Annotated in this window: 23 protein-coding genes; 3 read left to right on the forward strand and 20 right to left on the reverse strand. The window is 64.9% G+C overall.

The window, feature by feature from the left end; genetic code table 11:
* Nucleotide 1 precedes the first annotated feature (1 nt).
* Nucleotides 2–802, forward strand: coding sequence for an enoyl-ACP reductase FabI (gene fabI, locus AC1RUR_RS18960; protein WP_492846658.1), 801 nt, complete (start codon nt 2–4; stop codon nt 800–802).
* A gap of 106 nt (nt 803–908) precedes the next feature.
* Here the strand turns inward: fabI and AC1RUR_RS18965 are convergent, their stop codons facing one another.
* The 5 genes from AC1RUR_RS18965 to AC1RUR_RS18985 all read right to left on the reverse strand — a co-directional run bounded on the left by AC1RUR_RS18965 (nt 909) and on the right by AC1RUR_RS18985 (nt 4,890).
* Nucleotides 909–1,505 carry a glutathione S-transferase family protein gene (locus tag AC1RUR_RS18965; RefSeq protein ID WP_492846660.1) on the reverse strand — a complete coding sequence of 199 codons (597 nt, stop codon included), beginning with the start codon at nt 1,503–1,505 and terminating at the stop codon, nt 909–911.
* 116 nt (nt 1,506–1,621) lie between these two features.
* A complete protein-coding gene (locus AC1RUR_RS18970; RefSeq protein WP_492846662.1) occupies nt 1,622–2,497 on the reverse strand; it encodes a hypothetical protein in 876 nt (291 codons plus the stop codon).
* 72 nt (nt 2,498–2,569) lie between these two features.
* Nucleotides 2,570–3,403 carry a hypothetical protein gene (locus AC1RUR_RS18975; protein WP_492846664.1) on the reverse strand — a complete coding sequence of 278 codons (834 nt, stop codon included), beginning with the start codon at nt 3,401–3,403 and terminating at the stop codon, nt 2,570–2,572.
* A 91-nt stretch (nt 3,404–3,494) separates the two neighbouring features.
* Nucleotides 3,495–3,956, reverse strand: a complete 462-nt coding sequence (locus AC1RUR_RS18980; RefSeq protein WP_492846667.1) for a GNAT family N-acetyltransferase — start codon at nt 3,954–3,956, stop codon at nt 3,495–3,497.
* Nucleotides 3,957–3,963: 7 nt separating this feature from the next.
* Complete coding sequence (locus AC1RUR_RS18985; RefSeq protein ID WP_492846669.1) at nt 3,964–4,890, reverse strand: hydrogen peroxide-inducible genes activator; 927 nt, start codon at nt 4,888–4,890, stop codon at nt 3,964–3,966.
* A 113-nt stretch (nt 4,891–5,003) separates the two neighbouring features.
* Here AC1RUR_RS18985 and katG point away from each other — a divergent pair, with 113 nt between their 5' ends.
* The gene (gene katG, locus AC1RUR_RS18990; RefSeq protein WP_492846671.1) at nt 5,004–7,175 is read left to right on the forward strand and encodes a catalase/peroxidase HPI; all 2,172 of its coding nucleotides are present in this window, start codon (nt 5,004–5,006) and stop codon (nt 7,173–7,175) included.
* 227 nt (nt 7,176–7,402) lie between these two features.
* Here katG and pnp read toward each other — a convergent pair whose 3' ends face one another.
* The 8 genes from pnp to rimP form a co-directional block, all read right to left on the reverse strand.
* Nucleotides 7,403–9,559, reverse strand: a complete 2,157-nt coding sequence (pnp, locus tag AC1RUR_RS18995; RefSeq protein ID WP_492846673.1) for a polyribonucleotide nucleotidyltransferase — start codon at nt 9,557–9,559, stop codon at nt 7,403–7,405.
* 462 nt (nt 9,560–10,021) lie between these two features.
* Nucleotides 10,022–10,291, reverse strand: a complete 270-nt coding sequence (gene rpsO, locus AC1RUR_RS19000; protein ID WP_492846676.1) for a 30S ribosomal protein S15 — start codon at nt 10,289–10,291, stop codon at nt 10,022–10,024.
* Between the two features lie 2 nt (nt 10,292–10,293).
* Entirely contained in the window at nt 10,294–11,412 is a 1,119-nt protein-coding gene (truB, locus tag AC1RUR_RS19005; RefSeq protein ID WP_492846678.1) for a tRNA pseudouridine(55) synthase TruB, read from the reverse strand.
* The gene (gene rbfA, locus AC1RUR_RS19010) at nt 11,409–11,867 is read right to left on the reverse strand and encodes a 30S ribosome-binding factor RbfA (RefSeq protein ID WP_492846968.1); all 459 of its coding nucleotides are present in this window, start codon (nt 11,865–11,867) and stop codon (nt 11,409–11,411) included. The genes truB and rbfA overlap by 4 nt, the downstream gene beginning before the upstream one ends.
* 157 nt (nt 11,868–12,024) lie before the next feature.
* Nucleotides 12,025–14,730 carry a translation initiation factor IF-2 gene (gene infB / locus AC1RUR_RS19015; protein ID WP_492846680.1) on the reverse strand — a complete coding sequence of 902 codons (2,706 nt, stop codon included), beginning with the start codon at nt 14,728–14,730 and terminating at the stop codon, nt 12,025–12,027.
* Between the two features lie 70 nt (nt 14,731–14,800).
* Nucleotides 14,801–15,484: an RNA-binding protein gene (locus AC1RUR_RS19020; RefSeq protein WP_492846681.1), complete on the reverse strand. Its 684-nt coding sequence runs from the start codon at nt 15,482–15,484 to the stop codon at nt 14,801–14,803.
* Nucleotides 15,485–15,507: 23 nt separating this feature from the next.
* A complete protein-coding gene (gene nusA / locus AC1RUR_RS19025) occupies nt 15,508–17,118 on the reverse strand; it encodes a transcription termination factor NusA (RefSeq protein WP_492846682.1) in 1,611 nt (536 codons plus the stop codon).
* A gap of 2 nt (nt 17,119–17,120) precedes the next feature.
* Complete coding sequence (rimP, locus tag AC1RUR_RS19030) at nt 17,121–17,876, reverse strand: ribosome maturation factor RimP (RefSeq protein ID WP_492846684.1); 756 nt, start codon at nt 17,874–17,876, stop codon at nt 17,121–17,123.
* A gap of 361 nt (nt 17,877–18,237) precedes the next feature.
* Between rimP and AC1RUR_RS19035 the strand changes: the two genes are divergently transcribed.
* Nucleotides 18,238–19,320, forward strand: coding sequence for a DUF2336 domain-containing protein (locus AC1RUR_RS19035; protein ID WP_492846686.1), 1,083 nt, complete (start codon nt 18,238–18,240; stop codon nt 19,318–19,320).
* Here the strand turns inward: AC1RUR_RS19035 and trmB are convergent.
* From trmB to AC1RUR_RS19070, 7 genes are all read right to left on the reverse strand, one after another.
* Entirely contained in the window at nt 19,317–20,027 is a 711-nt protein-coding gene (trmB, locus tag AC1RUR_RS19040; protein WP_492846688.1) for a tRNA (guanosine(46)-N7)-methyltransferase TrmB, read from the reverse strand. The two genes, AC1RUR_RS19035 and trmB, sit on opposite strands and share 4 nt — an antisense overlap.
* Nucleotides 20,024–21,181: a M20 family metallopeptidase gene (locus AC1RUR_RS19045; RefSeq protein ID WP_492846690.1), complete on the reverse strand. Its 1,158-nt coding sequence runs from the start codon at nt 21,179–21,181 to the stop codon at nt 20,024–20,026. Before AC1RUR_RS19045 ends, trmB begins: the two co-directional genes overlap by 4 nt.
* 87 nt (nt 21,182–21,268) lie before the next feature.
* On the reverse strand, nt 21,269–21,682 hold the full coding sequence (locus tag AC1RUR_RS19050; protein WP_008131807.1) for a helix-turn-helix domain-containing protein: 414 nt from the start codon (nt 21,680–21,682) through the stop codon (nt 21,269–21,271).
* Nucleotides 21,683–21,905: 223 nt separating this feature from the next.
* Nucleotides 21,906–23,519, reverse strand: coding sequence for an apolipoprotein N-acyltransferase (gene lnt / locus AC1RUR_RS19055; RefSeq protein ID WP_492846692.1), 1,614 nt, complete (start codon nt 23,517–23,519; stop codon nt 21,906–21,908).
* Nucleotides 23,516–24,634, reverse strand: a complete 1,119-nt coding sequence (locus AC1RUR_RS19060; protein WP_492846694.1) for a hemolysin family protein — start codon at nt 24,632–24,634, stop codon at nt 23,516–23,518. The genes lnt and AC1RUR_RS19060 overlap by 4 nt, the downstream gene beginning before the upstream one ends.
* A gap of 1 nt (nt 24,635) precedes the next feature.
* Nucleotides 24,636–25,124 carry an rRNA maturation RNase YbeY gene (ybeY, locus tag AC1RUR_RS19065; RefSeq protein ID WP_492846696.1) on the reverse strand — a complete coding sequence of 163 codons (489 nt, stop codon included), beginning with the start codon at nt 25,122–25,124 and terminating at the stop codon, nt 24,636–24,638.
* An 83-nt stretch (nt 25,125–25,207) separates the two neighbouring features.
* Complete coding sequence (locus AC1RUR_RS19070) at nt 25,208–26,203, reverse strand: PhoH family protein (protein WP_492846698.1); 996 nt, start codon at nt 26,201–26,203, stop codon at nt 25,208–25,210.
* Nucleotides 26,204–26,234: the final 31 nt, after the last annotated feature.

Raw genomic sequence — 26,234 nt, forward strand, 5'->3', positions numbered from 1 at the left:
AATGGAAGGTTTGATGAAGGGCAAGCGCGGTCTGATCATGGGCATCGCCAATGATCACTCGATCGCCTGGGGTATGGCGAAGGCGCTGCACGCCCACGGCGCCGAGCTCGCCTTCACCTTCCAGGGCGAGGCTTTGGGCAAACGCGTCAAGCCGCTGGCGGAGCAGCTTGGTGTCGATCTGGTACTGCCTTGCGACGTCGAGGACATCGCCAGCGTCGATGCAACCTTCGCTGTGCTCCGCGAAAAGTGGGGCAAGCTCGATTTTGTCATCCACGCCATCGGCTTCGCCGACAAGAACGAGCTGAAGGGCCGCTACGCCGACACCAGCCGCGAGAACTTTTCGCGCACCATGGTGATCTCCTGCTTCTCGTTCACGGAGGTCGCAAAGCGTGCCGCCGAGCTGATGACGGAGGGCGGCAGCATGATCACGCTGACCTTCGGCGCCTCGGAGCGCGCGATGCCGAACTACAACGTGATGGGCGTGGCCAAGGCGGCGCTGGAGGCGTCCGTGCGCTACCTCGCCTCCGATTTCGGACCGCGCGGCATTCGCGTCAACGCGATCTCCGCCGGCCCGATCCGCACGCTCGCCGGCTCCGGCATCGGCGAGGCGCGTGCGATGTTCGCCTTCATGCAAAAACATTCGCCGCTCCGCCGCGGCGTCACGCTCGACGAGCTCGGCGGCTCGGCGCTGTATCTGCTGTCGGATCTCTCCGGCGGCGTGACCGGCGAGATCCACTATGTCGATTCCGGCTACAACATCGTCCTGATGCCGCGGCCGGACGATCTGAAGTCGCCAGAGTAGTTTCGTAGCCCGGATGGAGCGCAGCGCAATCCGGGGCGCTCGTATCCGCGGATGAGCCTGTCCCGGATTACGCTGCGCTCCATCCGGGCTACAAGAGGAAGTTGGCTCATCCCGCCGCGATCTTCTCCGCGCGCTGGAACGCCGGTCGTGCCATGCAGCGCGCCAGATAAGCATCGAAGGCCGGGCGCGACGGTACCATCTTGAACAGGCGGACCGCGAAATTCAGGCCCGACCCGACCGTGATGTCGGCAGCGGAAAAATCCTCGCCGAGAATCCACGGGCCTTGCTCGAGCGCAGCTTCCAGCACGTCGAACACCTGCGTCGCGCTGCCCCAGGCAGCTGTCGAGGTCGGGATCTCGATCTTGGTGAAGATCTGGATGATGGCGGGCTCGATACAGCCCGGCGAGAAGAACAGCCATTGCAGATAGCGCGCACGACGCGGGTCGGTGACGTCAGGCGCAAGCTTGGTCTCGGGATAGCGATCGGCAATGTAGGCACAGATCGCCGCGGCTTCGCCGAGCGCGGCATCGCCGTCGCTGAGCGCCGGCACCTTGCCCATCGGATTGATCTTCAAAAAATCCGGCGCCTTCTGCGCGCCGGTCGAGATGTCGGTCAGCACGCGCTCATAGGGCAGGCCGCTCTCTTCCATCAGCCAGAGCGTCGTGAACGAGCGCGAGCGGGGCGACCAATACAGCTTGATCATGGCGCGGAACCTTTCATCGGCGAGAGGCGAACAGCGCGCAATTCATGGCGCGTTTGCGGCGCATTCGCAACGCACTACGCCTGGGCAGAAGCCAACCAGCGTAAACGACATGTGGGTCAATGTAGTTTGGTGTCGCTTTGGCGTACTGCTGGTCGTCCAAGCAATAGCGGCAGCGTCTTATCGAGGCTTTCCGTCAGCATGGCGCGTACGTCGTCGCGCAGTGCGGGATTGGCGGCGGCATCTTCAGGGCGCGTTGGGAACGATTCTGCGGGTAATTCGCGATAGGGGCCGCTAATTTGTTTGCCCAGAAGCCTCTGCACAGCCAGGGAATGCTGCACGTTGATCAGGGCAGAGCTCTGTCTAACAACGGAATAGTCGCGCCCGTCAAAGATGCGGATAAACGCCAGGGCGTAGAGATAGACGCGACGTCCCAGCACCACATCCTGGTTGAGGATGCCGAAGCCGCGGACCGTGTAGTTGGATGACCCGATAGGGCTGATTGAATTGAGGATCTGGATGTAGTGCCGGCAATTCGTTCCTTTCGCGACCTGGCGCATGTATTCGGCCAGCTCCGCGTTAGGATCGCGGAACAACCTGTCCTTCAATGTGTCCTTGGACTCATCGCGGGGAGGAAATTTCGCCGGGTTGTAGGGGATTCTCAGGACGGACATGCCGGCAGGGATCGCGGCGCGAGCCCGCGCAAAAATCAGATCGTCGAGTCCCCAGCCCGGGATCGGGACCACCGTCTTCTTGTTCTGAAATACGGTCAAGCCGGTCGTCAGCACGGTGAACTCATCGCCGGCAGTGACCACGACACCGAAGTCGCACGAGCCGCCGGCCACGGGAGCGGACTTGCCTGTCGCTTCACGCCGCGTGGTTATCTTGCCTTTGGCTTGTTTGACGGTTGGTTGTGCCGTCTCCGATTGGGCTTGTGCTCGCGCCTGAGTTGAAAAGCACCATAGGATGATCGTGATGACGAACAGCCGGGTCATGTTGCTGAATGCGGCTGTGTTCGCAGGCGCAGCCAAACTCGATCCTTTAGCGTGTCGCGTCGGCAAAGGCGCTTACTCTTCCCTGAGATAGCCGGGGAGGTTCCGGTCGAGCCTTTCTATGACGAGCGCACGCGTTCTCTCGCGCAGCGCCGCGTTGGTAGAAGCTGTCTCGGGCGGATCCGGGAAAAGCGAGTTGTCGAGCTTGGTGATCGGGTCTTCAAACAGACGCATATTTGCGGCGAGGTTCGCGCCGATATCTGTAAGGGGGCGCTTGATCTGTTCGTAGCTGCGGCCGTCAATCAGCGTGATCGCAACATTGGCGAAAAGGTGTGAGTGCCGAATCAAGTTGCCGAGCCCCTGATTGTAGGTGCCGATGCCGTTCAACGTCATGTTCGAGTTCGGCAGCTTCGTCTTGAATGTGGTTGCGACGAGATAGCGATCGCAATTTGCATTCGCGGTGAACCCCTTCACAATCACCGGCAGAGTCTCTTTGGGATCCGGGATGAAGATCGCCTTCGCATGATAGAAGGGATCGAAGGCGCCCTTGGGATAAGCGATTCTGCGTATCGAGGAATCGTTGTTCGTTGCCGCACGCACTCGCGCGAAGACGAGATCATCGAGGCCCCAGTCGATTGGGACCTCGTTTGCTTCGGCCTCGAAGATCGTCACGCCGAACTTCTGTACGGAGTAATGCTCGCCGATCACCGAGATCACGCCGAGACGGCACGGACCGCTGTTCATCTGCTCGGCCGGTTTGACTACCGCAGCTTTCGGCTTCGTCGCGGCTTTTTTGACGGTCGACTTTGAGGGAGGTGTGGCTGGCGCGGTGGTTGCAGGAGGAGTTTGAGCTGCTGCGAGAGCTAGAGAAGACAGCAGAACGATCGCGGAAGCAGCAAGTCGAATCATGGATTCCAGGGCATCAGCAGCGGGAGAATATCGATCACGCCAACCTAGATTAGGATGGTGACAACCGCAAGCTGCATCAGGAGATCGCTGTCTATGCGGCAGGCTGCCGCGTCCACCGATAGCATTTCATCGTGAAACCGGTCGCCGCGGCAATCTCTTCCTTCTCGAACACAAAGCCCTCGCGTTCGTACCAACGCCAGGCCTTCTCGTTCTCGCGGACGCAGCGCAGATAGATCTCGTCGGGCATCTGCGTGCGCGTGAAGGCCAGCAATTTTCGCCCGAGCGATTGCCCTTGATAGTCGGGGCCGACAAACAACATGTCGAGATAGAGCTTTGGCAGATGCAGCGCCAGCATCGCGGCGATGGTGCCGTTGTCGTCGGCGGCGTACAGGGTCCAGCCGTCCTCGATCTCGCGCCTGACACGTGCACGCAGGTTTGCCAGCAGGAAGTTGCTGGCCTCGGCAAGCCCGGTCGAGACCCAGCTTTCCATCCAGACGCGGGCGATTTCGTCATATTCGTCGACGCGGGCGGGGCGGATGATCGGATGTGACATCGGAACCTCAGGCCCGTTGGCTGCGCACGGATTGCCGTGCGCGCACCTTGCCGGCCGACAGGCACACTACCTCGGAAATCTGCAGCAGCTGCCGCGCCAGCGGGCTGGTCTTGCGCCAGACCATGCCGATGGTGCGCGCGGGCTCGGGGTCGCGAAAGCGCGTGAGCGAGACCGAGGCCGATCGCGTCTCCACCGGCACCGCCATTTCCGGGATCAAGGTGACGCCGATGCCGGCGCTGACCATCTGGACCAGCGTCGAGAGCGAATTCGCATCCAGCATCTCGCGCGGCGGCGCCGACTGCATGTTGCAGAACGACAGCGCCTGGTCGCGGAAGCAGTGCCCTTCCTCGAGCAGCAGCAGCCGCATCTCCCGCATCATCTCCCGCGATGGCGCCGGCGTTCCCTCGTCCGTGCCCGGCCGCACCAGCAGGAATTTCTCCTCGAACAGGGCGACCTCGGTGAGCGAGGGCTCCGACACCGGCAGCGCGACGATGGCGGTGTCGAGCCGGCCTTCGACCAGCTCCTGGATCAGCCGCGGCGTCATCGTCTCGCGCACGCGGATGTCGAGTTCCGGATGCAGGCGCGTGAGATTCTTGGTGATCTTGGGCAGCAAATACGGCGCGATTGTCGGAATCATGCCGATGCGCAGGCGACCGGCGAAGCGGTCCTGCGACGCCCGCGCGAAATCGCCGAGCTCGTCGACCGAGCGCAGGATGTCGCGGACCCGGGGGGCGAGCTCTTCGCCGAACCGCGTCAGCGCGACCTGCCGGGCGGTACGCTCCAGCAGCAGGCCGCCGAGCGCCTCCTCCAGCTCCTTGATCTGCATCGACAGGGCCGGCTGCGAGATCGAGCTCGCCTCCGCCGCGCGCCCGAAATGGCCGTGGCGCGCCAGCGCGTCGAAATACCGGAGCTGGCGCATCGTCACGTTGACCATCAGAAAATCCTATCGCAGCGATCACTAAAGTCAACTTCCCCTGATGGAATGCGAGGCTTAGAGTGCTTCTACCTGGTCAAAGGCGCGAGTTGACGCCACCAGAGGAGGTATTCATGGACGACACTTCGAAGTGCCCGTTTTCGGGTGGAAAACGCGTACCGGCGAACCGCGATTGGTGGCCAACCCAGCTCAGCATCGAGATGCTGCACAAGAATTCCGGCCTGTCCGATCCGATGGGCAGGGACTTCGACTACGCCAAGGAATTCAAGTCGCTCGACCTCAACGCGGTCATCAAGGACCTGACCGCTCTGATGACGGAATCGCAGGAATGGTGGCCTGCTGACTTCGGTCACTATGGCGGCCTGATGATCCGCATGGCCTGGCACAGTGCGGGCACCTATCGCACCACGGACGGCCGCGGTGGCGCCGGTGCCGGTCAGCAGCGTTTCGCGCCGCTCAACAGCTGGCCCGACAACGCCAACCTCGACAAGGCGCGCCGGCTGCTCTGGCCGATCAAGCAGAAATACGGCCGCAAGATTTCCTGGGCCGATCTGATGGTGCTCGCCGGCAACGTCGCGCTGGAATCGATGGGCTTCAAGACCTTCGGCTTCGCCGGCGGCCGCGCCGACGTCTGGGAGCCGGAAGAGCTCTATTGGGGCCCCGAGGGCACCTGGCTGGGCGATGAGCGCTACAGCGGCGAGCGCGAGCTCGCCGAGCCGCTCGGCGCGGTGCAGATGGGCCTCATCTACGTCAACCCGGAAGGCCCGAACGGCAAGCCGGATCCGGTCGCCGCGGCCAAGGACATCCGCGAGACGTTCGCCCGCATGGCGATGAACGACGAAGAGACCGTCGCACTGATTGCGGGCGGCCACACCTTCGGCAAGACCCACGGCGCCGGCGATCCCTCGCTGGTCGGACCGGAGCCGGAAGCGGGCGCACTCGAGGATCAGGGCCTCGGCTGGAAGAGCAAGCACGCCTCGGGCCTCGCCGGCGATGCCATCACCAGCGGTCTCGAGGTGACGTGGACGACGACGCCGACGAAGTGGAGCAACAACTTCTTCGAGAACCTATTCAAGTACGAATGGGAGCTGACGAAGAGCCCGGGCGGTGCGCAGCAGTGGACGGCCAAGGGCGCCGACGCCATCATTCCCGATGCGTTCGACAAGTCGAAGAAGCATCGGCCGACCATGCTGACCACCGACCTCTCGCTGCGCATGGATCCGGCCTACGAGAAGATTTCGCGCCGCTTCCTGGAAAACCCTGCTCTGTTCGCGGACGCCTTTGCCCGCGCCTGGTTCAAGCTCACCCATCGCGACATGGGCCCGATCCAGCGCTATCTCGGCCCGCTGGTGCCGAAGGAGACGCTGATCTGGCAGGATCCGATCCCGGCGGTGAATCACGAGCTGGCCAGCGATCAGGACATCGCTGCGCTGAAGACCAAGATCCTGGCCTCGGGTCTCTCGGTGCCGGAGCTGGTCTCGACCGCCTGGGCGTCGGCCTCGACGTTCCGCGGCTCGGACAAGCGCGGCGGCGCCAACGGCGCGCGCATCCGTCTTGCTCCGCAGAAGGATTGGGAGGTGAACCAGCCGGCGCAGCTCTCGAAGGTGCTCGGCAAGCTCGAAGCCATCCAGAAGGACTTCAACGCGTCATCAGGCGCGAAGAAGGTCTCGCTCGCGGACCTCATCGTGCTCGGCGGTACCGCCGCGGTCGAGAAGGCCGCGAAGGATGCCGGCGTCGACGTCAAGCTCGGCTTCACGCCGGGCCGAATGGATGCCTCGCAGGAGCAGACTGATGCGGCCTCCTTCGCGCCGCTGGAGCCGCGGGCCGACGGCTTCCGCAACTTCATCGGCAAGCGGCATCAGTTCATGCAGCAGGAGGAGGCGCTCGTCGATCGCGCGCAGCTTCTGAAGCTCACCGGGCCTGAGATGACGGCGCTGGTCGGCGGCTTGCGCGTGCTCGGTGCCAACGCGGGCAATTCGAAGAACGGCGCCTTCACCTCCAAGGTGGGAACGCTGACCAACGACTTCTTCGTCAACCTGCTCGACATGAGCACGCAATGGACGCCGGCGGCCGACGGCACCTACGAGGGGCGTGATCGCAAGACCAACGCGGTCAAGTGGACCGGCACGCGCGTCGACCTGATCTTCGGCGCGCACTCGCAGCTCCGCGCCTATGCCGAGGTCTATGCCACGTCCGACGCCAAGGAGCAGTTCGTGAAGGACTTCGCCAAGGCCTGGACCAAGGTGATGAACCTCGACCGGTACGACATCGCGGCGCGAGGCTAGCTGATCTCGCCTCGGGCTCGGTGCAACCTCTCCCGCTTGCGGGGGAGGTCGCGCCGAAGGTGCGGGTGGGGGCTTTCTCCTCATTGGGAGTCTCTCCGTGGAGAAACCCTCTCCCCAGCGCTCTCCCGCAAGCGGGAGAGGGAGCGCATATCGCCCGGAGCGAGCGCACCGGCAAACAAAAAGGGCGGCCTCTCGGCCGCCCTTCGTGTTTCTGATGAGAGCGAGATTTACTCGCCGGCGGCTTCGCGCGGGGCCTTCTCGCTGTCGCCGCCCTTGCCCTCGAGGTCTTCGCCGGTGGTCTGGTCGACGACCTTCATCGACAGGCGGGTCTTGCCGCGGTCGTCGAAGCCGAGCAGCTTGACCTTGACCTTGTCGCCTTCCTTGACGACGTCGGAGGTCTTCTGCACGCGCGCCGAAGCGAGCTGGCTGATGTGGACGAGGCCGTCCTTGGAACCGAAGAAGTTCACGAAGGCGCCGAACTCCATCACCTTGACGACGGTGCCGTCATAGATCTGGCCGACTTCCGGATCGGACGCGATCGACTTGATCCACTTGATCGCGGCCTTCATCGCCTCGCCGTCGGAGGAGGCGACCTTCACGGTGCCGTCGTCCTCGATGTTGACCTTGGCGCCGGTCTTCTCGACGATCTCGCGGATCACCTTGCCGCCGGTGCCGATCACTTCGCGGATCTTGTCGGTGGCGATCTTGAAGGTCTCGATGCGCGGCGCGTACTCGCCGAGCTCGGCGCGGGCGTTGGTGAGTGCCTTGGCCATCTCGCCGAGGATGTGGATACGCCCGTCCTTGGCCTGACCGAGCGCGACCTTCATGATCTCCTCGGTGATGCCCTCGATCTTGATGTCCATCTGGAGCGAGGTGATGCCCGCTTCCGTGCCGGCGACCTTGAAGTCCATGTCGCCGAGATGGTCCTCGTCACCGAGGATGTCGGAGAGAACCGCAAAGCGCTTGTCTTCGAGGATCAGGCCCATCGCGATGCCCGCGGTCGGCCGCTTCAGCGGCACGCCGGCGTCCATCAGCGCGAGCGAGGCGCCGCAGACCGAAGCCATCGACGAGGAGCCGTTGGATTCGGTGATCTCGGAGACCACGCGGATCGTGTACGGGAACTCGTGATGCGGCGGCAGCACCGGGTGGATCGCGCGCCAGGCCAGCTTGCCGTGGCCGATCTCGCGGCGCTTGGTGCCGCCGAGGCGACCGGTCTCACCGACCGAGTAGGGAGGGAAGTTGTAGTGCAGCAGGAACGTCTCTTTGTACGTTCCCGACAGCGCGTCGATATACTGCTCGTCCTCGCCGGTGCCGAGCGTGGTCACGACCAGGCCCTGGGTCTCGCCGCGGGTGAAGAGCGCCGAGCCGTGGGCGCGGGGCAGCACGCCGACTTCGGCGATGATGTTGCGCACGGTCTTGGAATCGCGGCCGTCGATGCGCTTGCCGGTGTCGAGGATGTTCCAGCGAACGATCTTCGCTTCCAGCTCCTTGAACACGGCGCCGATGCGCAGCTTGTCGTATTTCGGCTCCTGCCCTTCGGGGAAGTAATGGGCGATCACCTTTTCCTTGACCTTGCCGACCGCGGCGTAGCGATCCTGCTTGACCGGAATGGCGTAGGCGGCGCGCAGTTCCTGCTCGACCAGGCCGAGCATTTCCTTTTCGAGCGCGGAATTGTCGATCACGGTGACTTCGCGCGGCTCCTTGGCGGCCTTCTCGGCGAGCTCGATGATCGCGTTGATGACGGGCTGGAAGTGGCGGTGACCGAACATCACGGCACCGAGCATGATGTCTTCGTTCAGCTCCTTGGCTTCCGATTCCACCATCAGCACGGCGTCGGCCGTACCGGCGACGACGAGGTCGAGCTGGGTGTCGACCATCTCGTCGAGCGTCGGGTTGAGAACGTATTCGTCGTTGACGAAGCCGACGCGCGCGGCGCCGATCGGACCCTTGAAGGGCGCGCCGGACAGGGTCAGCGCAGCCGACGAGGCCACCAGCGCGACGATGTCGGGATCGTTCTCCATGTCGTGCGACAGCACGGTGGCGATCACCTGGGTCTCGTTGCGCCAGCCGTCGACGAACAGCGGACGGATCGGACGGTCGATCAGGCGGGAGACCAGCGTCTCCTTCTCGGTCGGACGGCCCTCGCGCTTGAAATAGCCGCCGGGAATGCGGCCCGCGGCGTAGGTCTTCTCCTGGTAGTCGACGGTCAGCGGCAGGAAGTCGACGCCTTCGCGCGGCGCCTTCGCCGCGACGACGGTGGCGAGCACCACGGTCTCGCCATAGGTGGCGACGACGGCGCCGTCGGCCTGGCGGGCGATCTTGCCGGTTTCGAGCTTGAGAGGGCGTCCGCCCCAGTCGATCTCGACTGAATGCTTATTGAACATAGAGGTCTTCTTTCATGGGTTCTCGAAAGAAGGGACGGCTCGAAAAACAAAAACCATGTCAAGATTGCGGGACGCTGATCGGAGCGGGCGATCAGCGTCCTGCGATCCTGCCATGGTTTTCGGATTTCGGATGGCGTCCATCCTTTCGGGTCATACGGGCGCCTTGCCCGTTGTGCCCAGCCGCCGGATTGCTGCTGGACTGTCAGTCGGCACGAACGCGAACACCGAACCGCGGTCTTCGCCGATCGTGCCCGGATGCCAGCCGTCACTCGAGCATGATCCGGAAAAGTGAGAAGCGGTTTTCCGAAAAGATCATGCTCAAACAACAATCCAAAGTGCGATTCTTATCGCGCTTTGGGCTCGCATCCGACGCGCACGCAGCCTCGATCAAAAACCTTTAAACAAACGCTTTCGTTCGAAATCACGTGCGAAAACGCGCGCCAATGGCGCGCGCAGGAACACTTAACGACGAATGTTGTGCTTCTCGAGCAGCGCCTTGTAGCGCGCCTCGTCCCGCTTCTTCAGGTAGTCGAGGAGCGAACGGCGGGTCGAGACCAGCTTCAGGAGGCCACGACGCGAATGGTTGTCCTTCACGTGGGTCTTGAAATGGTTGGTGAGGTTGTTGATGCGTTCCGACAGGATCGCGACCTGAACCTCGGGCGAGCCGGTATCGCCGGTCTTGGTGGCATTCGTCTTGATGACTTCCGCTTTGCGTTCTGCGGCAATCGACATCGTCAATTTCTCTCGTTGCGACCGGGGCTGGCAGTCAGGCCGGTCAGGTTGAACACACGCTTGGGGATGATTTCGCCATTGCCGACTTCGGCAAGCGCCAAAAGGCGGCCTGCCACCGTGACATAGACTGTGCCGCTACAAGTGGGCGCATCCCGTCCGCGCAACAAAACGGCCTGGCCCCGATGGAGCCTTGCCGCATCAGCCCGAGTGACGGCCAGTGCCGGGATGTCGTCCAGCGCGGTCTCAACGGGCATAAGCGCGTCGGCGAGGCTGCCCTCGCCGGACGCGGCTCTATCGCACAAAGCCTCCAACTGATCCAGCGGAATCATGTCGTTTTCGTCAAATGGGCCGACCAGGGTCCGTCGCAACGCGCAGATATGGCCGTAAGTGCCCAGAATCCGGCCCATATCGCGGGCGAGCGCCCGGACATAGGTGCCTTTGCCGCACTCGGCCTCGAACACGGCTCGGTCGTTATCCGGTTGATCCACAAGGGTTAAATGGTGAATCTCGACCGGACGGGGGGCCAGTTCCACGATTTCGCCGTCGCGGGCGAGGTCATAGGCGCGCTCGCCCTGCACCTTGATCGCGGAATAGCGCGGCGGGATCTGCTCGATCACCCCGGTGAAGCGGGGCAAGAGCGCCAGGATGGCCTCGCGGGTCGGGCGCTGGTCGGAGGTCGCGGTGACCCGGCCCTCGATGTCGTCGGTGTCGCGCTCCTCGCCCCAGCACACGGTGAACTGGTAGCGCTTGCGGCCGTCCATGACGAAGGGAACCGTCTTGGTGGCTTCGCCGAGCGCAATGGGCAGGCCGCCCGAGGCGAGCGGATCGAGCGTGCCGGCGTGGCCGGCGCGCTTGGCGTTGAACAGGCGCTTGAGCACGGCGACCGCCTGCGTCGAGGTCATGCCGATCGGTTTGTCGAGCACGACCCAGCCATGGACGTCGCGGCGGTCGCGGCGAACCTGGTTGCCCTTCTGCTGCTTGGCGCGCGGATCGTTGTTGACGCGGCGCGGCTCCTGATGCGGCTGAGAATCGCCGCCGAGATCCGCAAAATTATTTTTCTGCACGTCGCGCTGATCGGCCTCGTCGCCGCTGATCGTGCCGTGAGCCGGGTCCATCGTCATCGCTCTTCTTCCCGATCCGAATCCGGATCCTGTTCCAGGTCCTGCTCAAAGTCCTGCTCGAGATCCTTCTGCACCGCAGGTGTTCGCAAAAGCTTCTCGATCCGTTCCGCTTCGTCGAATCGCTCGTCGACGCGGAAGCGAAGGTCAGGTGCAAATTTCAGGTTAACGCGCCGCGCGACTTCGCCGCGCAGGAATTTCTTGTTGCGCTCGAGCGCAGCGATGACGATCTCGGTGTCGCGGCCACCGAGCGGCATCACGTAGACCGTTGCGAGCTTCAGGTCGGGCGACATCCGCACCTCCGGCACGGTGATGATGTGACCTTCGAGATCCGCATCATGCACGTTGCCTTGCGCCAGAATCTCGGCCATCGCATGGCGAACCTGTTCGCCGACGCGCAACTGGCGTTGCGAGCCTCCGCCTGGAGCGGAACTCTTCTTTTGATGGTGGCGGGGCATGGTCTGGAAATCACCTCGTCGTGCCCGTGCCTGGGACACGAGCATTGTCATTTGTCCTGTTGAAACGAAGAGGCGTGGATGGCCGGAAAAAATCCGGCCATCGCACTCCCGCTATTTCAGCTCAAAAAAGATCCGGGCGCTTCGGTAAGATTTGGACTTACAGGGAGCGCTGGATCGTCTCCACGCGATAACACTCGATCACGTCACCGGCACGCATGTCGTGGTAGTTCTCGAAGGCCATGCCGCATTCCTGGCCGGACTGGACTTCCTTCACTTCGTCCTTGAAGCGCTTCAGCGTCGACAGCTTGCCTTCGTGCACGACGACGTTGTCGCGGATCAGGCGCACATTGGCGCCGCGTTCCACGGTGCCGTCGGTGACGCGGCAGCCGGCGACCTTGCCGACCTTGGAGATGTTGAAGATCTCCAGGATCGCGGCGTTGCCGAGCATGGTTTCGCGCAAGGTCGGCGCGAGCAGGCCGCTCATCGCCTTCTTCACGTCGTCCACGAGGTCGTAGATGATGTTGTAGTAGCGGATCTCGATGCCGTTGCGCTTGGCGGCCGCCGCGGCTTCCTTGTTGGCACGAACCGAGAAGCCGATGATCGCGGCGTTGAAGCCTTCCGCGAGCGTCACGTCCGACTCCGAAATACCGCCGACGCCGGCATGCAGGATGCGGGCGGCGACTTCGTCGGTGCCGAGCTTCTCCAGCGAGCCGAGGATCGCTTCCAGCGAGCCCTGCACGTCGGCCTTGATGATCAGCGGGAATTCCTTGCGGCCCGCCGTCTTCAGCTGCGACATCATCTGCTCGAGCGAGCCGCGCATGCCGGAGATCGAGGCAGCCGCGTTCTCGCGCTTCTGGTGCGCGCGGTAGCTCGTGACCTGGCGGGCACGGGCTTCGTTCTCGACGACGGCGAGGCGATCGCCGGCTTCCGGCGGACCGTTGAAGCCGAGCACCTCGACCGGAACCGAGGGACCTGCCTCCTGCACGGTCTCGCCCTGATCCGAGATCAGCGCGCGGACGCGGCCCATCTCGGCGCCGGCGACGATGATGTCACCGACACGGAGCGTGCCGCGCTGGACCAGAACGGTCGCGACCGGGCCACGGCCGCGGTCGAGCTTGGCCTCGATCACGGTGCCTTCGGCCGGGCGCTCCGAATTGGTCTTCAGGTCGAGGATGTCGGCCTGGAGCGCAATCATCTCGAGCAGCTTGTCGAGATTGGTCTTGTTCTTGGCGGACACCTCGACGTCGACGACCTCGCCGCCGAAGGATTCCACCTGCACCTCGTGCTGGAGCAGCTCGGTGCGCACGCGCTCGGGCTTGGCATCGGGCTTGTCGATCTTGTTGATGGCAACGATGATCGGCACCCGCGCCGCCTTGGCGTGGTTGATGGCTTCGACGGTCTGCGGCATCACGCCGTCATCGGCCGCGACCACCAGCACGACGATGTCGGTGACCTTGGCGCCGCGGGCGCGCATCGCGGTGAACGCGGCGTGGCCGGGCGTGTCGATGAAGGTGATCTTCTTGCCGCTTTCGGGCGACAGCACCTGATAGGCGCCGATATGCTGGGTGATGCCGCCGGCTTCGCCGGAGACAACGTTGGCATGACGGAGCGCGTCGAGCAGCGAGGTCTTGCCGTGATCGACGTGACCCATCACGGTCACCACGGGCGAACGCGTCTCGGTGTCGGTGGAATCGTCGGTGGCGTCGAATAGGCCTTCTTCGACGTCGGACGCGGCAACGCGCTTGACGGTGTGACCCAGCTCTTCGGCGATCAGCTGCGCGGTGTCGGCGTCGATCACGTCGGTGATCTTGTGCATCGCGCCCTGCTTCATCAGCATGCGGATGACATCGACCGCGCGCTCGGCCATGCGGTTGGCGAGCTCCTGGATCGTGATTGCTTCCGGAATCACCACCTCGCGGATCAGCTTTTCCTTCGGCTCGTTCGCGGCATGGCCCTTCAGGCGCTGGGTGCGGCGGCGGAACGAGGCGATCGAACGCTCGCGCACCTCGTCGGCGTTGAGCGCGGTGACGACGGTGAGGCGGCCACGCTCTTTCTGCGGGCCGGGCTTGTGGGTGGGCTTGGGGGCCACCACAGGACGTGCAGCGCCGCCGGGACCGCGACGGATCTGGCGCGGAGCCTCGTCCTCATCGGGTTCGGCTGCAACTGCGGGGCCGCGACCTGCCGGTCCACCCGGACGCTGCATGGTCGTCGTTGCAGGACGCGCCGTCGTTGTTCCCGGACGGGTCGTCGTGGTTCCGGGCCGGGCCGCGGGAGCGCCGGGCCGCGGCGCAGGCGCGGCCGACGCCGCGGTTGCGGGACGCGCGGCCGATGCCGGCTGCTCGCCTTCGCCAAAGCGCTTCTTGGCCTCGGTCTCGGCCTTCCGCTTGGCTTCGTCCTCGTGACGGTGGCGCTCTTCCTCGGCCTTGCGGCGGGATTCAGCGGCTTCGCGCTCGGCGCGTTCGGCGGCTTCGCGAACCGCGCGGCGCTGGGCCTCTTCCTCGGCTTGGCGGCGCTCTTCGACCTCCCGCACTTTGGCATCGGCCAGCGCGCTGGCGCGGGCCGAACGCTCGTCCTCGGTCAGGGTGCGCAGCACCACGCCGGATCCGGCGTTGCGCGGCGGCGCCGCCGGGCGTGAAGGGGCGGGGGCAGGGGCAGCTGGCGCCGGCTTTGCAACAACCGTGGGAGCCTGCGGCTCGGGGCTGCCGTCGATACGGCGCTTGCCGCGCTTCTCGACCACGACCTGCTTGCTGCGGCCATGGCTGAAGCTCTGGCGCACAGTGCCCGTTTCGACGCGCGGCTTGAGCGTTAGCGTCTTGCTCGGAACGCTCAGCTTCTTGTCGTCAGGGGTCTTGGTATCAACCATTCAGCAGTCCTAATCCTGATCTGTTAGCGTTGTGCGTTGCCGCACAGTCCTATTGGGGCGTCGTTGTCTCTCAGAAATCCTGGCCGGGCTTTTCGGCAGTCTTGTCATCGTCCGCCATCCGGTATCGGACCAGCATCTGGCTACGTGACAGGAATGACTTGCTCGCCGGGCCCGCGAGCAGGGCAGCATGTATCACATTTGACCGGGTCAGTGCCAAATCCAATTCTATAGATTTCAGTACGGTAACGACGGGAATCTGCGGCTTGGCGACGCGATTTCCGGCATTTTGCCGCGCCAGCATGTCCAATTTGCGGATTCCGTCCGCGGCCCCGTCGCTGGCGTGGATCAGGACCTCGATCGTGCCTTCCCGCAAGCCGCTCTCGACCTTGCCGAAGCCGGCCACGACCTGGCCCGCCTTGGCGGCGATCCCAAGGGCTTCCGTCACGCTCCGGACCAGGAGCGCCTCGATGTCGGCGGGAAGCGTCTGAGGGGTGCGCAGCTCGCGCTTGAATGCCCTGCTAAATTGGTGACGCCGCACCGCTTCCGCAACCACCTCGCGTGAGGCGGTCATCCACATGCCGCGTCCGGGCAGCTTGCGCTTGAGATCGGGAACTATGTCGCCCTGGGGCGATACGACGAAGCGGATCAGCTCGTCGATCGGCCGGACCGTACGGCTGACCGCGCACATCCGCATGGTCGCGGACCTTTCGGTCCGCGGCCCATTGTCGAGATCGTGGTCAGTATCCGCGAGCATCCTGGCGACATTCTCCTTTGCCCTTAAGCCGGTTGATCTTCGGTCGCCTCGGCCTCTTCGGCCGGCTTGGCCAGGTCAGCCTCGGTGATCCAGCCGGCCTTGACGCGCGCCTGCATGATCATGGCTTCCGCGTCGTCGCGGGAGACGTCGAGACCATCGAGCGCGCCGGCGAACTTGGTCTGCTCGCCACCTTCCTTGCGCTCGGTCCAGCCAACCAGATCGTCGGTGGCGCAGCCGGCGAGGTCGTCGACCGATTTGATGTCGTTCTCGCCGAACTTCACCAGCATCTTCGAGGTGACGCCGGGCACGTCCTTGAGGGCGTCCTCGACGCCGAGTTCCACGCGCTTGGCCTCGAGCTCGGCTTCCTGCTGCTCGAGATATTCGCGGGCGCGGTTCTGCAGCTCCTGCGCGGTCTCCTCGTCAAAACCCTCGATGCCGGCAAGCTCCTTGATGTCGACCATCGCGAGTTCCTCGACCGAGGTGAAGCCTTCGGACGCCAGCAACTGGCCGACCACTTCGTCGACGTTGAGCGATTCCATGAAGACGCGGGTGGAGTTCTCGAAGTCGGCCTGGCGGCGCTCCGATTCCTCCTGCTCGGTCAGGATGTCGATGTCCCAGCCGGTGAGCTGCGAGGCCAGACGCACGTTCTGGCCGCGGCGGCCGATCGCCAGCGAGAGCTGGTTGTTGGTGTCGGGAACGACGACCTCGATGCGCTCGCGGTCCTCGTCGATGACGACCTTGGAGACTTCGGCCGGCGCCAGCGCGTTGACCACGAAGGTCGCGATGTCGGGCGACCAGGGAATGATGTCGATCTTCTCGCCCTGCAATTCGTTCACCACGGCCTGCACGCGCGAGCCGCGCATGCCGACGCAGGCGCCGACCGGATCGACCGAGGAATCGCGGGAAATCACGCCGATTTTCGCGCGCGAGCCGGGATCGCGGGCCACTGCCTTGATCTCGACGATGCCGTCGTAGATTTCCGGCACTTCCTGCGCGAACAGCTTCGCCATGAACTGCGGATGGGTGCGGGACAGGAAGATCTGCGGGCCGCGCGTCTCGCGGCGGACGTCGAAGATGTAGGCGCGAACGCGGTCGCCGTTGCGGAACACTTCGCGCGGCAGCATCTCGTCGCGGCGGATGATCGCTTCGCCGCGGCCGAGATCGACGATCACGCTGCCATATTCGACGCGCTTGACGACGCCGTTGACGATGTCGCCGATGCGGTCCTTGAATTCCTGGTATTGCCGGTCGCGCTCGGCCTCGCGCACCTTCTGCACGATTACCTGCTTGGCCGACTGCGCGGCGATGCGGCCGTATTCCAACGGCGGCAGCGTGTCGGCGATGGTGTCGCCAACCTGCGCGCCGGGATTGGCGCGCTGCGCATCCACCAGCGAAATCTGGTTGGAATGGTTTTCGACCTTCTCGACCACCAGCATGTGGCGCGACAGCCGCAGCTCGCCCTTTTTCGGGTCGATCTCGGCATGAACGTCAGTCTCGCTGCCGTAGCGGGCCCGCGCCGCCTTGGCGATGGCGTCCTCCATCGCCGCGATGACGATGCCGCGGTCGATCGATTTCTCGCGGGCGACGGCGTCCGCGATCTGGAGCAATTCGAGTCGATTGGCGCTGACTGCCATGGCTAGTCTCCTTCGTCAGGCTCGATCTCGCCGCGCCGCGCGCGTTCGGCGGCCAGGCGATGCTTCTTCGTATTGGTCGGTGCCGGCTTCTTGACCGGCTTGGTGTTCTTGGTCGTTTTTTCGCTGATCTTCGCGTGAGGCGCAGCCGGCGGCTCCAGGCCGAGATTGCGGCGCATCTCGCGTGCCGCGGCCTTGCCACGGCGCATCGATTCGGCGATCAGCTCATCGGTCAGCACCAGACGGGCCTCGCTGATATCCTCCATCGTCAGGAGAACGTCGCGTTCCTCGTCCGCCTTGACGTCGTCGCGATGCAGATGCACGCGGTCGCCTTCGACCGGGCCGATCATGCCGCGGAACCGCTTCCGGCCCTCATGGGCGACCGCCATCTCGACTTTCACCAGATGCCCGGCATAGCGCTCGAAATCGGACCGCCGCACCAGGGGGCGGTCGATCCCCGGCGAGGAGATTTCCAGCCGATAGGCGCGATCAATGGGGTCGGCGACGTCGAGCACGGGCGACAGCGCCCGCGAGATCGCCTCGCAATCCTCGATCTGCATCGTGCCGTCCGGCCGCTCGGCCATGATCTGCACGGTGCAGCCGGCCTCCCCGGAAATACGGATCCGCACCAGGCGGTATCCCATGCCCTGGAGCACGGGAGCTGCCACCGCGGACACCCGTGCCGCGACGCCCGGCTCGACCACGAGCCTCGGCTCGGCCAGCAACTCGGCATCCGTGGAACCAGTGGTCGGTTCGGTCATATCCAGGGTCAAGGCGCTCGATGGTTAAGGCTTGATTAAGATTTCAAAGCCCGCTTCGGAACTCTCCCGGCAGCTCGCCGGGCCACATCTTCCGCCAAGCCGCGCTCAGGTAACAAAAAAGAGCGGGTCCTTTCGGGCCCACTCTCACTACGCGGATCGTATGAGAAGATGAATTGGCGCTGATATAGCCCGTTCCGCCCTCCCGGACAAGGCCCATCGCAGGGCAGGCGAGGCTTTTTGCGCCCGTCGAGCGGTCCCGCGCGCAACGCTTCCTTCATCAACCAAGCCTAAATTCCCTGATTGTGGGGCGACTTGGACCAAGGGCGCACCCGCGGCGTGCCCTGTACGAGTTTGCGTTTCCATGACCGTTGCCACGTCGCTCATTCCCGGACTGGACGATATCGTCAAACGCGGCGACCCCAGGCGCCGTGGCGAAATCGCGCGGGCCATCGCCGAGCTGTTCTTCCAGGATCCTGCCAAGCTCCGGCCCGAGCTCATCGATCTCTTCGACGATCTCCTGATCGATCTCGTCCCGCATGCCGAGCTCGCCTCGCGCGTCGATCTCGCCGAGCGCCTCTCGCACCTGGACAACGCGCCGCGGCACCTGGTGAATCAGCTCGCGCGCGAAAACGAGATCATGGTGGCAGGCCCCGTGCTGCGCCGCTCGCCCGTGCTCGACGAGGCCGCGCTGGTCGAGATCGCGCGGCTGAAGGGCCAGGGTCATCTGCTGGCGATGACGGAACGCCCCGTCCTGCCCTCTGTCGTCACCGACGTGCTGGTCGAGCGCGGCGATCGCGACGTGGTGCGCCGCGCCGCGGGCAATGCCGGGGCCGTGTTCTCGCCCGGCAGCTATTCCGAGCTGATCAAGCGTGCCGCGCAGGACGGCGTGCTGACGCTCAGGATCGGCCAGCGCAACGATCTTTCGGGCGAGCACCTCAAAGAGCTTCTCGACGGCACGCTCGACGTCATCCGCCGCCGCCTCTCCAGCGTGGTCAATCCCGCGCGCAAGGTCGAGATCAAACGCGCCATGGCGGCGATCGAGGAGGCCGCGCTGCCGCCCGGACCGCGGCGCGATTTCTCGGCGGCGCAGCGCACGGTGCTCGCCTTGCATCGCGAGGGGCATCTCGGCGAGAGCGCGCTGCTCGGCTTTGCCAAGGCAAACAAATACGAGGAATCGATCGCCTCGCTTTCGGCGATGGCCGGCGTCCGCCTCGCGATCCTCGACCGCCTGATCGCGGGCGACCGCTACGATCCGATCCTGATCCTGGGGCGCGTGCTGAATCTCGGCTGGCCCACGGTGCGCGCACTCATCCTGCTGTGGTACGGTCCGCATCGCACCCCTGCCGATGCCGACCTCGAGGCCGCCCGCATGAACTTCACGCGCCTGATGCCGACGACGGCCGAACGCGTCGTGAATTTCTGGCGCAACCGGCAGACGATCTAGAGCCGCCTGAACCGCAGGTAAGCCGCCTTGCGTCCTTCGCGCGCGGCCTTCCGGCCGTAGCGCGTCATCGTGTAGCCGTCCCATGGCTGCCGGAAATCGTCGGCGCGCTCCGCAAGCCATTCGAAATCCGCCGAGCGCGCCAGATGCGACAGCGTCCAGGCGCAATAATCGTCGATGTCGCAGACGAAGCGGAATTCGCCGCCGGGCTTCAGCACGCGCGCCATTGCGGCGATCGTCCTGTCCTGGACGAAACGCCGTTTCCAGTGCCGCCGCTTCGGCCAGGGATCCGGATGGATCAGGTCGATCCGCGACAGCGATTCCTTCGGCAGCCAGGCCAGCAGCTCGGCGGCGTCGCCGGCGAACAGGCGGATATTGGCGATGTTGGCGGCCTCGATCTGCGCGAGGATCTTCGCCATGCCGTTGACATAGGGCTCGCAGCCGATGAAGCCGGTCGTGGCGAAGTTCTGTGCCTCGGCTGCGAGATGCTCGCCGCCGCCAAAACCGATCTCGAGCCGCACATCCTCCGCCGCAGGATCGAAGATCTCGCGGGCCTCAGCCGGCCTCTCGCCAGCGATGTCGAGCGCAAGATGCGGCAGCAGATGATCGATCAACTCGGCCTGGTGCTGCCTGAGCTTGTGGCCTTTGCGGCGTCCGAAGAAGGCGCGTTCGCTGTCGTCGCGCTCGGGATCCGACTTGCGTTCGCTCATCGCAGCGTCTGATACAGGCGATGGAGCAGCCGCGCGCGCGGTTCGAGCGACGAGACATAGAGCTGCTCATAATGGGTGTGCGCGCCCTTGCCGTCGACGCCGAGCCCGTCGAGCGTGCCGGTGTAGGGAGCGGTGAAATTGCCGTCCGAGCCGCCGCCCGTGTAGGTGTCGACCAGATCGAAGCCGATCTCCGCGGCGAGCGTCTTGGCGTGCTCGTACAGCGAGGCGCCTGCATTGCCCTTCTCGTAGGGCGGCCGATTGAGCTCGCCCGTGACCTTGACGGTGACGCCGTCCGTCTTCGACCTCAGCCCGAGGATCTTGCCGACGAATTCGTCCGCATCGGTGAAGCTCGGCACGCGCAGATCGATTTCGGCATAGGCCTCTTCCGGCGTCACGTTGGGGCGCGTGCCGCCGCGGACCACACCGACATTCACGGAGACGCCGCGCGCCGGGTCGTTCATCCCCTCCAGCGCCAGGATGACGTTGGCGAGCTCGCGGACGGCGCTGCGGCCGTCCTCGGGCCGCGAGCCGGCATGCGCCGGCACGCCCTTGATGAACACCTGGAAGCGCCCGACGCCCTTGCGTCCGGTGACGATCTTGCCGCCGTCGCGCGCCGGCTCCGTCACCAGCACGTATTTGGCCTTGCGCCCTTCCTTCTCGATCAGTGCGCGCGAGGTGGGGCTGCCGATCTCCTCGTCGGAGGTGAACAAGTGGGTGATGCCGAGCGGCGAACGCTCGGCCGTGGCACAAAGCGCCGCAAACGCGTGATGGGCGATATAGGCGCCGCCCTTCATGTCGTAGATGCCGGGACCGAATGCGATGTCGCCTTCGACCTTGAACGGCAGGCGCTCGATGAATCCCAGGGGGTGAACGGTATCGAGGTGGCTCAGCACCAGGATGCCGGGCTGGTCCTGGCCCCAGGCCGAGCGTGCCAGGAGATGATCGCCGCAGCCGTCGACGCCGGCGATGCGCTCGAGCGTGACGGGCAGATCGCGATAATGATCCGCGACCAGCGACACCAGCCTGTTGACCTGTTCGGGCGCCTCCGTCGGCGTCTCGATCTCCACCCAGCGTCGGATGCCGTCGAGAATAGTTTGGGTATCGAACCAGTTGGAGCTCGCCATGGGCGCATCTATGCCTTTGAATCGCATCATCCGGGAGAACGCGCATCAAGGCGCGGCCGCAAATGACGACATAGGCCAGATTTGGCGCAGCCTCAATTCGGATTGAGCTGGCGCGCCTCAGCGCTTGTCGGGACCCTCGCGGGCGGCGATCTGCTCGACGAGATCGACGATGGAGCGGCGCATCTTCGAATCGGTGATTCGGGTGAACGCCTTGGTCAAAGCGAGACCTTCGGAGGTCGCGAGGAAGTCGGAGACGTAGGAGGGCGAGGCGCCTTCCGCGAAGCCGTCCGGCCCGGCCACACCGCTCGGTCCGCCCTCGAACAGGAAAGACACAGGCACCTGGAGAATTTCGGCAATCTGCTGGATGCGGCTCGCGCCGACCCGGTTCGTGCCCTTCTCGTATTTCTGGATCTGCTGGAAAGTCAGGCCTAAAGCTTCACCGAGCTTCTCCTGGCTCATGCCCAACATGATGCGGCGCATTCGCACGCGACTGCCGACATACTTGTCAACAGGGTTGGGCGCTTTCGACATTTCCTCAGCCCTCCAAACATCACCTTCGGCGCAATCAGAAAGAATGCCTCAGGTGCAAGCATCGTCAAAATCAAACCCTGTTATTGGGAAACATTGCGGAGAAATTTAGCAATGCACCGCTGTCTTTCGCAGCCGGTGCAGAATGAGGAACCCGCGTGCAGTCTGTCAACCGTGGGACCACGGTTGTCAAAGGATTCCGGCCGCCTCGGCGGTGACGGCGGGATCAGGGGTGCCGTTTGGCAACACGTCGGCGGACCGCGAGAAGCATGGCCAGCGCGACGAGCACGGCTGCGGGCACGTCGCCCACCCGCGCATAGATCGTCGGCGGGATCGCGGCGGGCAGGGTTGCATCCAAAATGCCTTCGACGCCGAGACCGAGGCTGGCGACGGTTCGTCCCGCCGGATCGATCACCGCGGAGACGCCGGTATTGGCGGAGCGGACCAGCGGCAAGCCGAGCTCGATCGCGCGCATCCGCGCCTGCTCCAGATGCTGATAGGGTCCGGTCGAAATGCCAAACCAGCCGTCATTGGTGAGGTTCACGATCCAGCCCGGACGCTCGTTGCGTCCGGCAACCTCGCCGGGAAAGATTGCTTCGTAGCAGATCAGCGGCAGCGCGGGCGGCGCGCCCGCGACCTGCAGCGCATGCCGCACGGTGCCGGCGATGAAGCCGCCGCGCACACGCGTGAGCTGTTCGAAGCCGAGCTTCTCCATCAGGTCCTGGTAGGGAAGAAATTCTCCGAACGGCACCAGATGCAGCTTGTCGTAGACCGCGAGCACGCTGCCATCGTGATCGATCACGTAGATCGAGTTATAGGCACGCGTGATCGGTGTTCCCCGCGGCAGGTCGGGCGCGCGGACCGAACCCGTGATCAGCACCGTGCCCTTCGGCAGCAGCTCGGCGATTTGCGCCATCGCGTCGGCTTCGCGGGTCAGGAAGAACGGAAAGGCGGATTCCGGCCAGATCAGGATAGTGGCATCGCGCACGCCGGTCGATTGCGGTCCGGAGGCGCGGTCCGACAGCGCCAGGTATTTCTTCATCACCTCCGCCTTGGCGGCGTAGTTGAATTTTGCGTCCTGCTGGAGGTTCGGCTGCATCAGGCGCAGCTTGGCGCCCGCGACCATCGTGGTCGGATGCAGCGACAGGCGGATCGCGCCGAAGATGCTCATGACAATCAGAAGCGCAACTGCGGCGGCCGACGCGTGCCAGGCTACGCGGCGGTCTGGCGTGCGGTCGATCAGCGTCGCAGGGCTCGCAAAGATCGCAACCGTCAGGAACGTCATGCCCCACAGGCCGATCAGCGACGCCGTCTGCGCCAGCGGCAGCGGTTCGGACAGCGCATAGCCGAACGCGTTCCAGGGGAACCCGGTCAGCGCGTGACCGCGCAGCCATTCGGCGATGGTGAGGCTTGCCGCGAGCGCAAGCACGCGCGTGGCGTTCTTGGTCCAGAGCAGGCGGGCGAGCGCAAATCCGATCGCCGTGAAGATGGACAGATAGGCCGGCAGGCCCAGCACGGCGAACGGCGTCAGCCATGCGAACACGTCGGCGTCGACGAAGAAGGCGTAGCCGATCCAGTAGAGGCCGGGGACGAAATAGCCGAGCCCGAACCAGTAGCCGGTCAGCGCCGCGGCGGGGACCCCGCCGTATCGTCCGGCGCCGGCGCCGTCGATCAGCCAGACCAGCACCGGGAATGTGAGGAACAGCACCGGGAAGGCGTTGAACGGCGCCAGCGCCAGCACCGACAGCGCGCCGGCGGCCATCGCGATGAGGGCGCGCTTCCATCCCCAGGTGAGGATGATGGCAAGCGCAATCTGCCGGAGTCGCTGGAACGCGCTCACTGTGGACCGGTCCCGTCGCTCGGCGGCGGGGTCGGCGTGTCACTGGCCGGCGGTTGACCGCTGTCCGGCGCGGCCTCGCGGCGTCGGCTCTCGCGCTGGGTGCGCGGCGCGGGGCGTTCCTTCCGCGTCGCGATCCGCAGCCGCTTGACGCGGCGCGGATCGGCGTCGAGCACCTCGACCTCGTAATTGCCGGGGCCCGAGATCACCTCGCCGCGCACCGGCAGGCGCCCGACGAAGCTGACGAGATAGCCGCCCAGCGTCTCGACTTCCTCGCCGGCTTCGCCGGTGACGAAGTCTTCGCCGATCACGGTGCGGACGTCGTCGAGGCTGGCGCGGGCGTCGGCGATGAAGGCGTTGTCGGGCAGGCGCACGATCGAGGGCGGCTCGTCGCTGTCATGCTCGTCGTCGATCTCGCCGACGATCTGCTCGACGATGTCCTCGAGCGAGACCAGTCCGTCGCTGCCGCCATATTCGTCGACCACCAGCGCCAGATGGATGCGCGTGGCCTGCATCTGCGCGAGCAGGTCGATCGCCCGCATCGACGGCGGCACGTAGAGCAGCTTGCGGATGATGCGCGCATCCTCGAGCGGCAGCGCAAGATCGACGGTACGAAGGTCGAGGCCGGCCGGCAGCGGCTTCTTGCGCTTGGTCTTGGCGGCGTCCGACACGCGTGCCCGCGCGGTCATGAACGCGAGCAGGTCGCGGATATGGACGATGCCGACGGGATCGTCGAGCGTCTCGTTGTAGACGACGAGGCGCGAATGGCCGGCGCTTTCGAAGCGGTCCATCAACTCGCCGAGCGGAATGTCGCGCTTCACCGCGATGATGTCGGCGCGGTGCACCATGACGTCCGCGATGCGGCGCTCGTGCAGACCGAGGATGTTGCGCAGCATGGTGCGCTCGACGGCGGAGAAGCCGGTGTCGTCGGGCGTCGCGGCGTTGAGCACGACCTGGAGATCGTCGCGTACCGATCCCGCCTTCCAGCCGAACAGCGTGCGGATGGCGCGCAGTAGCCAGCCTTCGGCGGTCGGGCGCAGCACCTCGCCTGGCGTCACCACGGCGGGCAAATTGGGCGTGTTGCGGGGATTGTCGTGGATCGGCTCGGAATCCGGCATGTCAGTGCGTCCCCGCGCGGTCGGCATAGGGATCGGGAATGCCGAGATGAGCCAGGATCTGCGTCTCCAGCGCTTCCATCTCCTCCGCGTCGTCGTCGTTCTCGTGGTCGTAGCCGATCAGGTGCAGGAAACCGTGCACGGCGAGATGGCTCAGATGGTGGTCGAACGGCTTCTTTTCCTCGTCGGCCTCGCGCCGCATGGTCTCGTAGGCGATCGCGATGTCGCCGAGCATGCGCGGCGCATCGCCTTCCTTCCATTCGCCTTCGGGCTGGAGTGCGGGAAACGACAGCACGTTGGTCGGCTTGTCGATACCGCGCCAGTTGCTGTTGAGCGTGCGGATGCCGGCATCGTCGGTCAGCATCACGGCCACTTCCGCCTCCGCAACGTCTTCGTCGACACTCTCGGCGGCGGCCGCGACCGCGCGCTGGATCACGGCTTCGGAATCGGGTTCGCGCTGCCAGCAATCGGCGACGACGAGGACCTCGGTCATGGGAAGGTTGGGGTGTGACATTGTCTTTGTTCGGAACGAAAAGGCGCCGGCGTCCGCGCCCGCATGGTCCGGTTGCTGTCTCGTCAGGATTTGCCGTTGGCCGGCCGCTGCGGCGACCCTTCATAGGCGGCGACGATCCGCGCCACGAGCTCGTGGCGGATCACGTCCTCGGCTTTGAAATGAACTTGCGCAATGCCTTCGACGCCGCCCAGCAGACGGGTCGCCTCGGCGAGACCCGAGGTCTGGCCGTTCGGCAGGTCGATCTGCGAGGGGTCGCCGGTCACGATCATGCGGCTGTTCTCGCCGAGACGGGTCAGGAACATCTTCATCTGCATCGACGTGGTGTTCTGCGCCTCGTCCAGGATGATGGCGGCATTGGTGAGCGTGCGGCCGCGCATGAAGGCGAGCGGCGCGATCTCGATCTCGCCGGTCTGGAGCGCGCGCTCGACGATGCGCGCGTCCATGAGATCGTACAGCGCGTCATAGATCGGGCGCAGATAGGGATCGACCTTCTCGCGGAGATCGCCGGGCAAGAAGCCGAGCCGCTCGCCGGCTTCCACCGCCGGGCGCGACAGGATGATCTTGTCGACCTCCTTGCGCTCGAACAATTGCGCGGCATGCGCAACCGCGAGCCAGGTCTTGCCGGTGCCGGCAGGCCCGATACCGAACACCAGCTCGTGGCGCTTCAGCGCGCGGATGTAGGAGTCCTGTGCGGCGGTGCGCGCGCGCACCGGGCGCTTGCGCAAATTGATGCTGTCGAAGGTCGATTTGGCCGACTTGGCGTCGAACTCGAACAGCGAGCCCTGCGCGATCACGGCGCGAATCGCGCCTTCGACCTCGCCCTGGTCGAGGTCCTGCCCCTTCACCGCCTGGGCGTAGAGCATTTCCAGCACGCGGCGCGCGGCATCGCAGCCGTCACGCGAGCCACCGATGGTGATGTGGTTGCCCTTGGAATCGACGACGACGCCGAGCCGTCGCTCGATCTGCGCGAGGTGCTGGCCGTAGGGGCCGACCAGCGCCGATGCGGCGCGATTGTCGTCGAAGTCGATGACGACCTGGGTCTCGGGCGGAACTTGCATGTCGCGGTCAAATTTGCGGCTGGGAGCGAAC

This window comes from Bradyrhizobium sp. GW821-FHT12B03, assembly GCF_058807535.1.

Bases quoted from the DNA above. Each gene is read 5' to 3' on its own strand.
- fabI (WP_492846658.1), top strand. From the start codon at position 2: ATGGAAGGTTTGATGAAGGGCAAGCGCGGTCTGATCATGGGCATCGCC.
- AC1RUR_RS18965 (WP_492846660.1), bottom strand. From the start codon at position 1,505: ATGATCAAGCTGTATTGGTCGCCCCGCTCGCGCTCGTTCACGACGCTC.
- AC1RUR_RS18970 (WP_492846662.1), bottom strand. From the start codon at position 2,497: ATGACCCGGCTGTTCGTCATCACGATCATCCTATGGTGCTTTTCAACT.
- AC1RUR_RS18975 (WP_492846664.1), bottom strand. From the start codon at position 3,403: ATGATTCGACTTGCTGCTTCCGCGATCGTTCTGCTGTCTTCTCTAGCT.
- AC1RUR_RS18980 (WP_492846667.1), bottom strand. From the start codon at position 3,956: ATGTCACATCCGATCATCCGCCCCGCCCGCGTCGACGAATATGACGAA.
- AC1RUR_RS18985 (WP_492846669.1), bottom strand. From the start codon at position 4,890: ATGGTCAACGTGACGATGCGCCAGCTCCGGTATTTCGACGCGCTGGCG.
- katG (WP_492846671.1), top strand. From the start codon at position 5,004: ATGGACGACACTTCGAAGTGCCCGTTTTCGGGTGGAAAACGCGTACCG.
- pnp (WP_492846673.1), bottom strand. From the start codon at position 9,559: ATGTTCAATAAGCATTCAGTCGAGATCGACTGGGGCGGACGCCCTCTC.
- rpsO (WP_492846676.1), bottom strand. From the start codon at position 10,291: ATGTCGATTGCCGCAGAACGCAAAGCGGAAGTCATCAAGACGAATGCC.
- truB (WP_492846678.1), bottom strand. From the start codon at position 11,412: ATGACGATGGACCCGGCTCACGGCACGATCAGCGGCGACGAGGCCGAT.
- rbfA (WP_492846968.1), bottom strand. From the start codon at position 11,867: ATGCCCCGCCACCATCAAAAGAAGAGTTCCGCTCCAGGCGGAGGCTCG.
- infB (WP_492846680.1), bottom strand. From the start codon at position 14,730: ATGGTTGATACCAAGACCCCTGACGACAAGAAGCTGAGCGTTCCGAGC.
- AC1RUR_RS19020 (WP_492846681.1), bottom strand. From the start codon at position 15,484: ATGCTCGCGGATACTGACCACGATCTCGACAATGGGCCGCGGACCGAA.
- nusA (WP_492846682.1), bottom strand. From the start codon at position 17,118: ATGGCAGTCAGCGCCAATCGACTCGAATTGCTCCAGATCGCGGACGCC.
- rimP (WP_492846684.1), bottom strand. From the start codon at position 17,876: ATGACCGAACCGACCACTGGTTCCACGGATGCCGAGTTGCTGGCCGAG.
- AC1RUR_RS19035 (WP_492846686.1), top strand. From the start codon at position 18,238: ATGACCGTTGCCACGTCGCTCATTCCCGGACTGGACGATATCGTCAAA.
- trmB (WP_492846688.1), bottom strand. From the start codon at position 20,027: ATGAGCGAACGCAAGTCGGATCCCGAGCGCGACGACAGCGAACGCGCC.
- AC1RUR_RS19045 (WP_492846690.1), bottom strand. From the start codon at position 21,181: ATGATGCGATTCAAAGGCATAGATGCGCCCATGGCGAGCTCCAACTGG.
- AC1RUR_RS19050 (WP_008131807.1), bottom strand. From the start codon at position 21,682: ATGTCGAAAGCGCCCAACCCTGTTGACAAGTATGTCGGCAGTCGCGTG.
- AC1RUR_RS19060 (WP_492846694.1), bottom strand. From the start codon at position 24,634: ATGCCGGATTCCGAGCCGATCCACGACAATCCCCGCAACACGCCCAAT.
- ybeY (WP_492846696.1), bottom strand. From the start codon at position 25,124: ATGACCGAGGTCCTCGTCGTCGCCGATTGCTGGCAGCGCGAACCCGAT.
- AC1RUR_RS19070 (WP_492846698.1), bottom strand. From the start codon at position 26,203: ATGCAAGTTCCGCCCGAGACCCAGGTCGTCATCGACTTCGACGACAAT.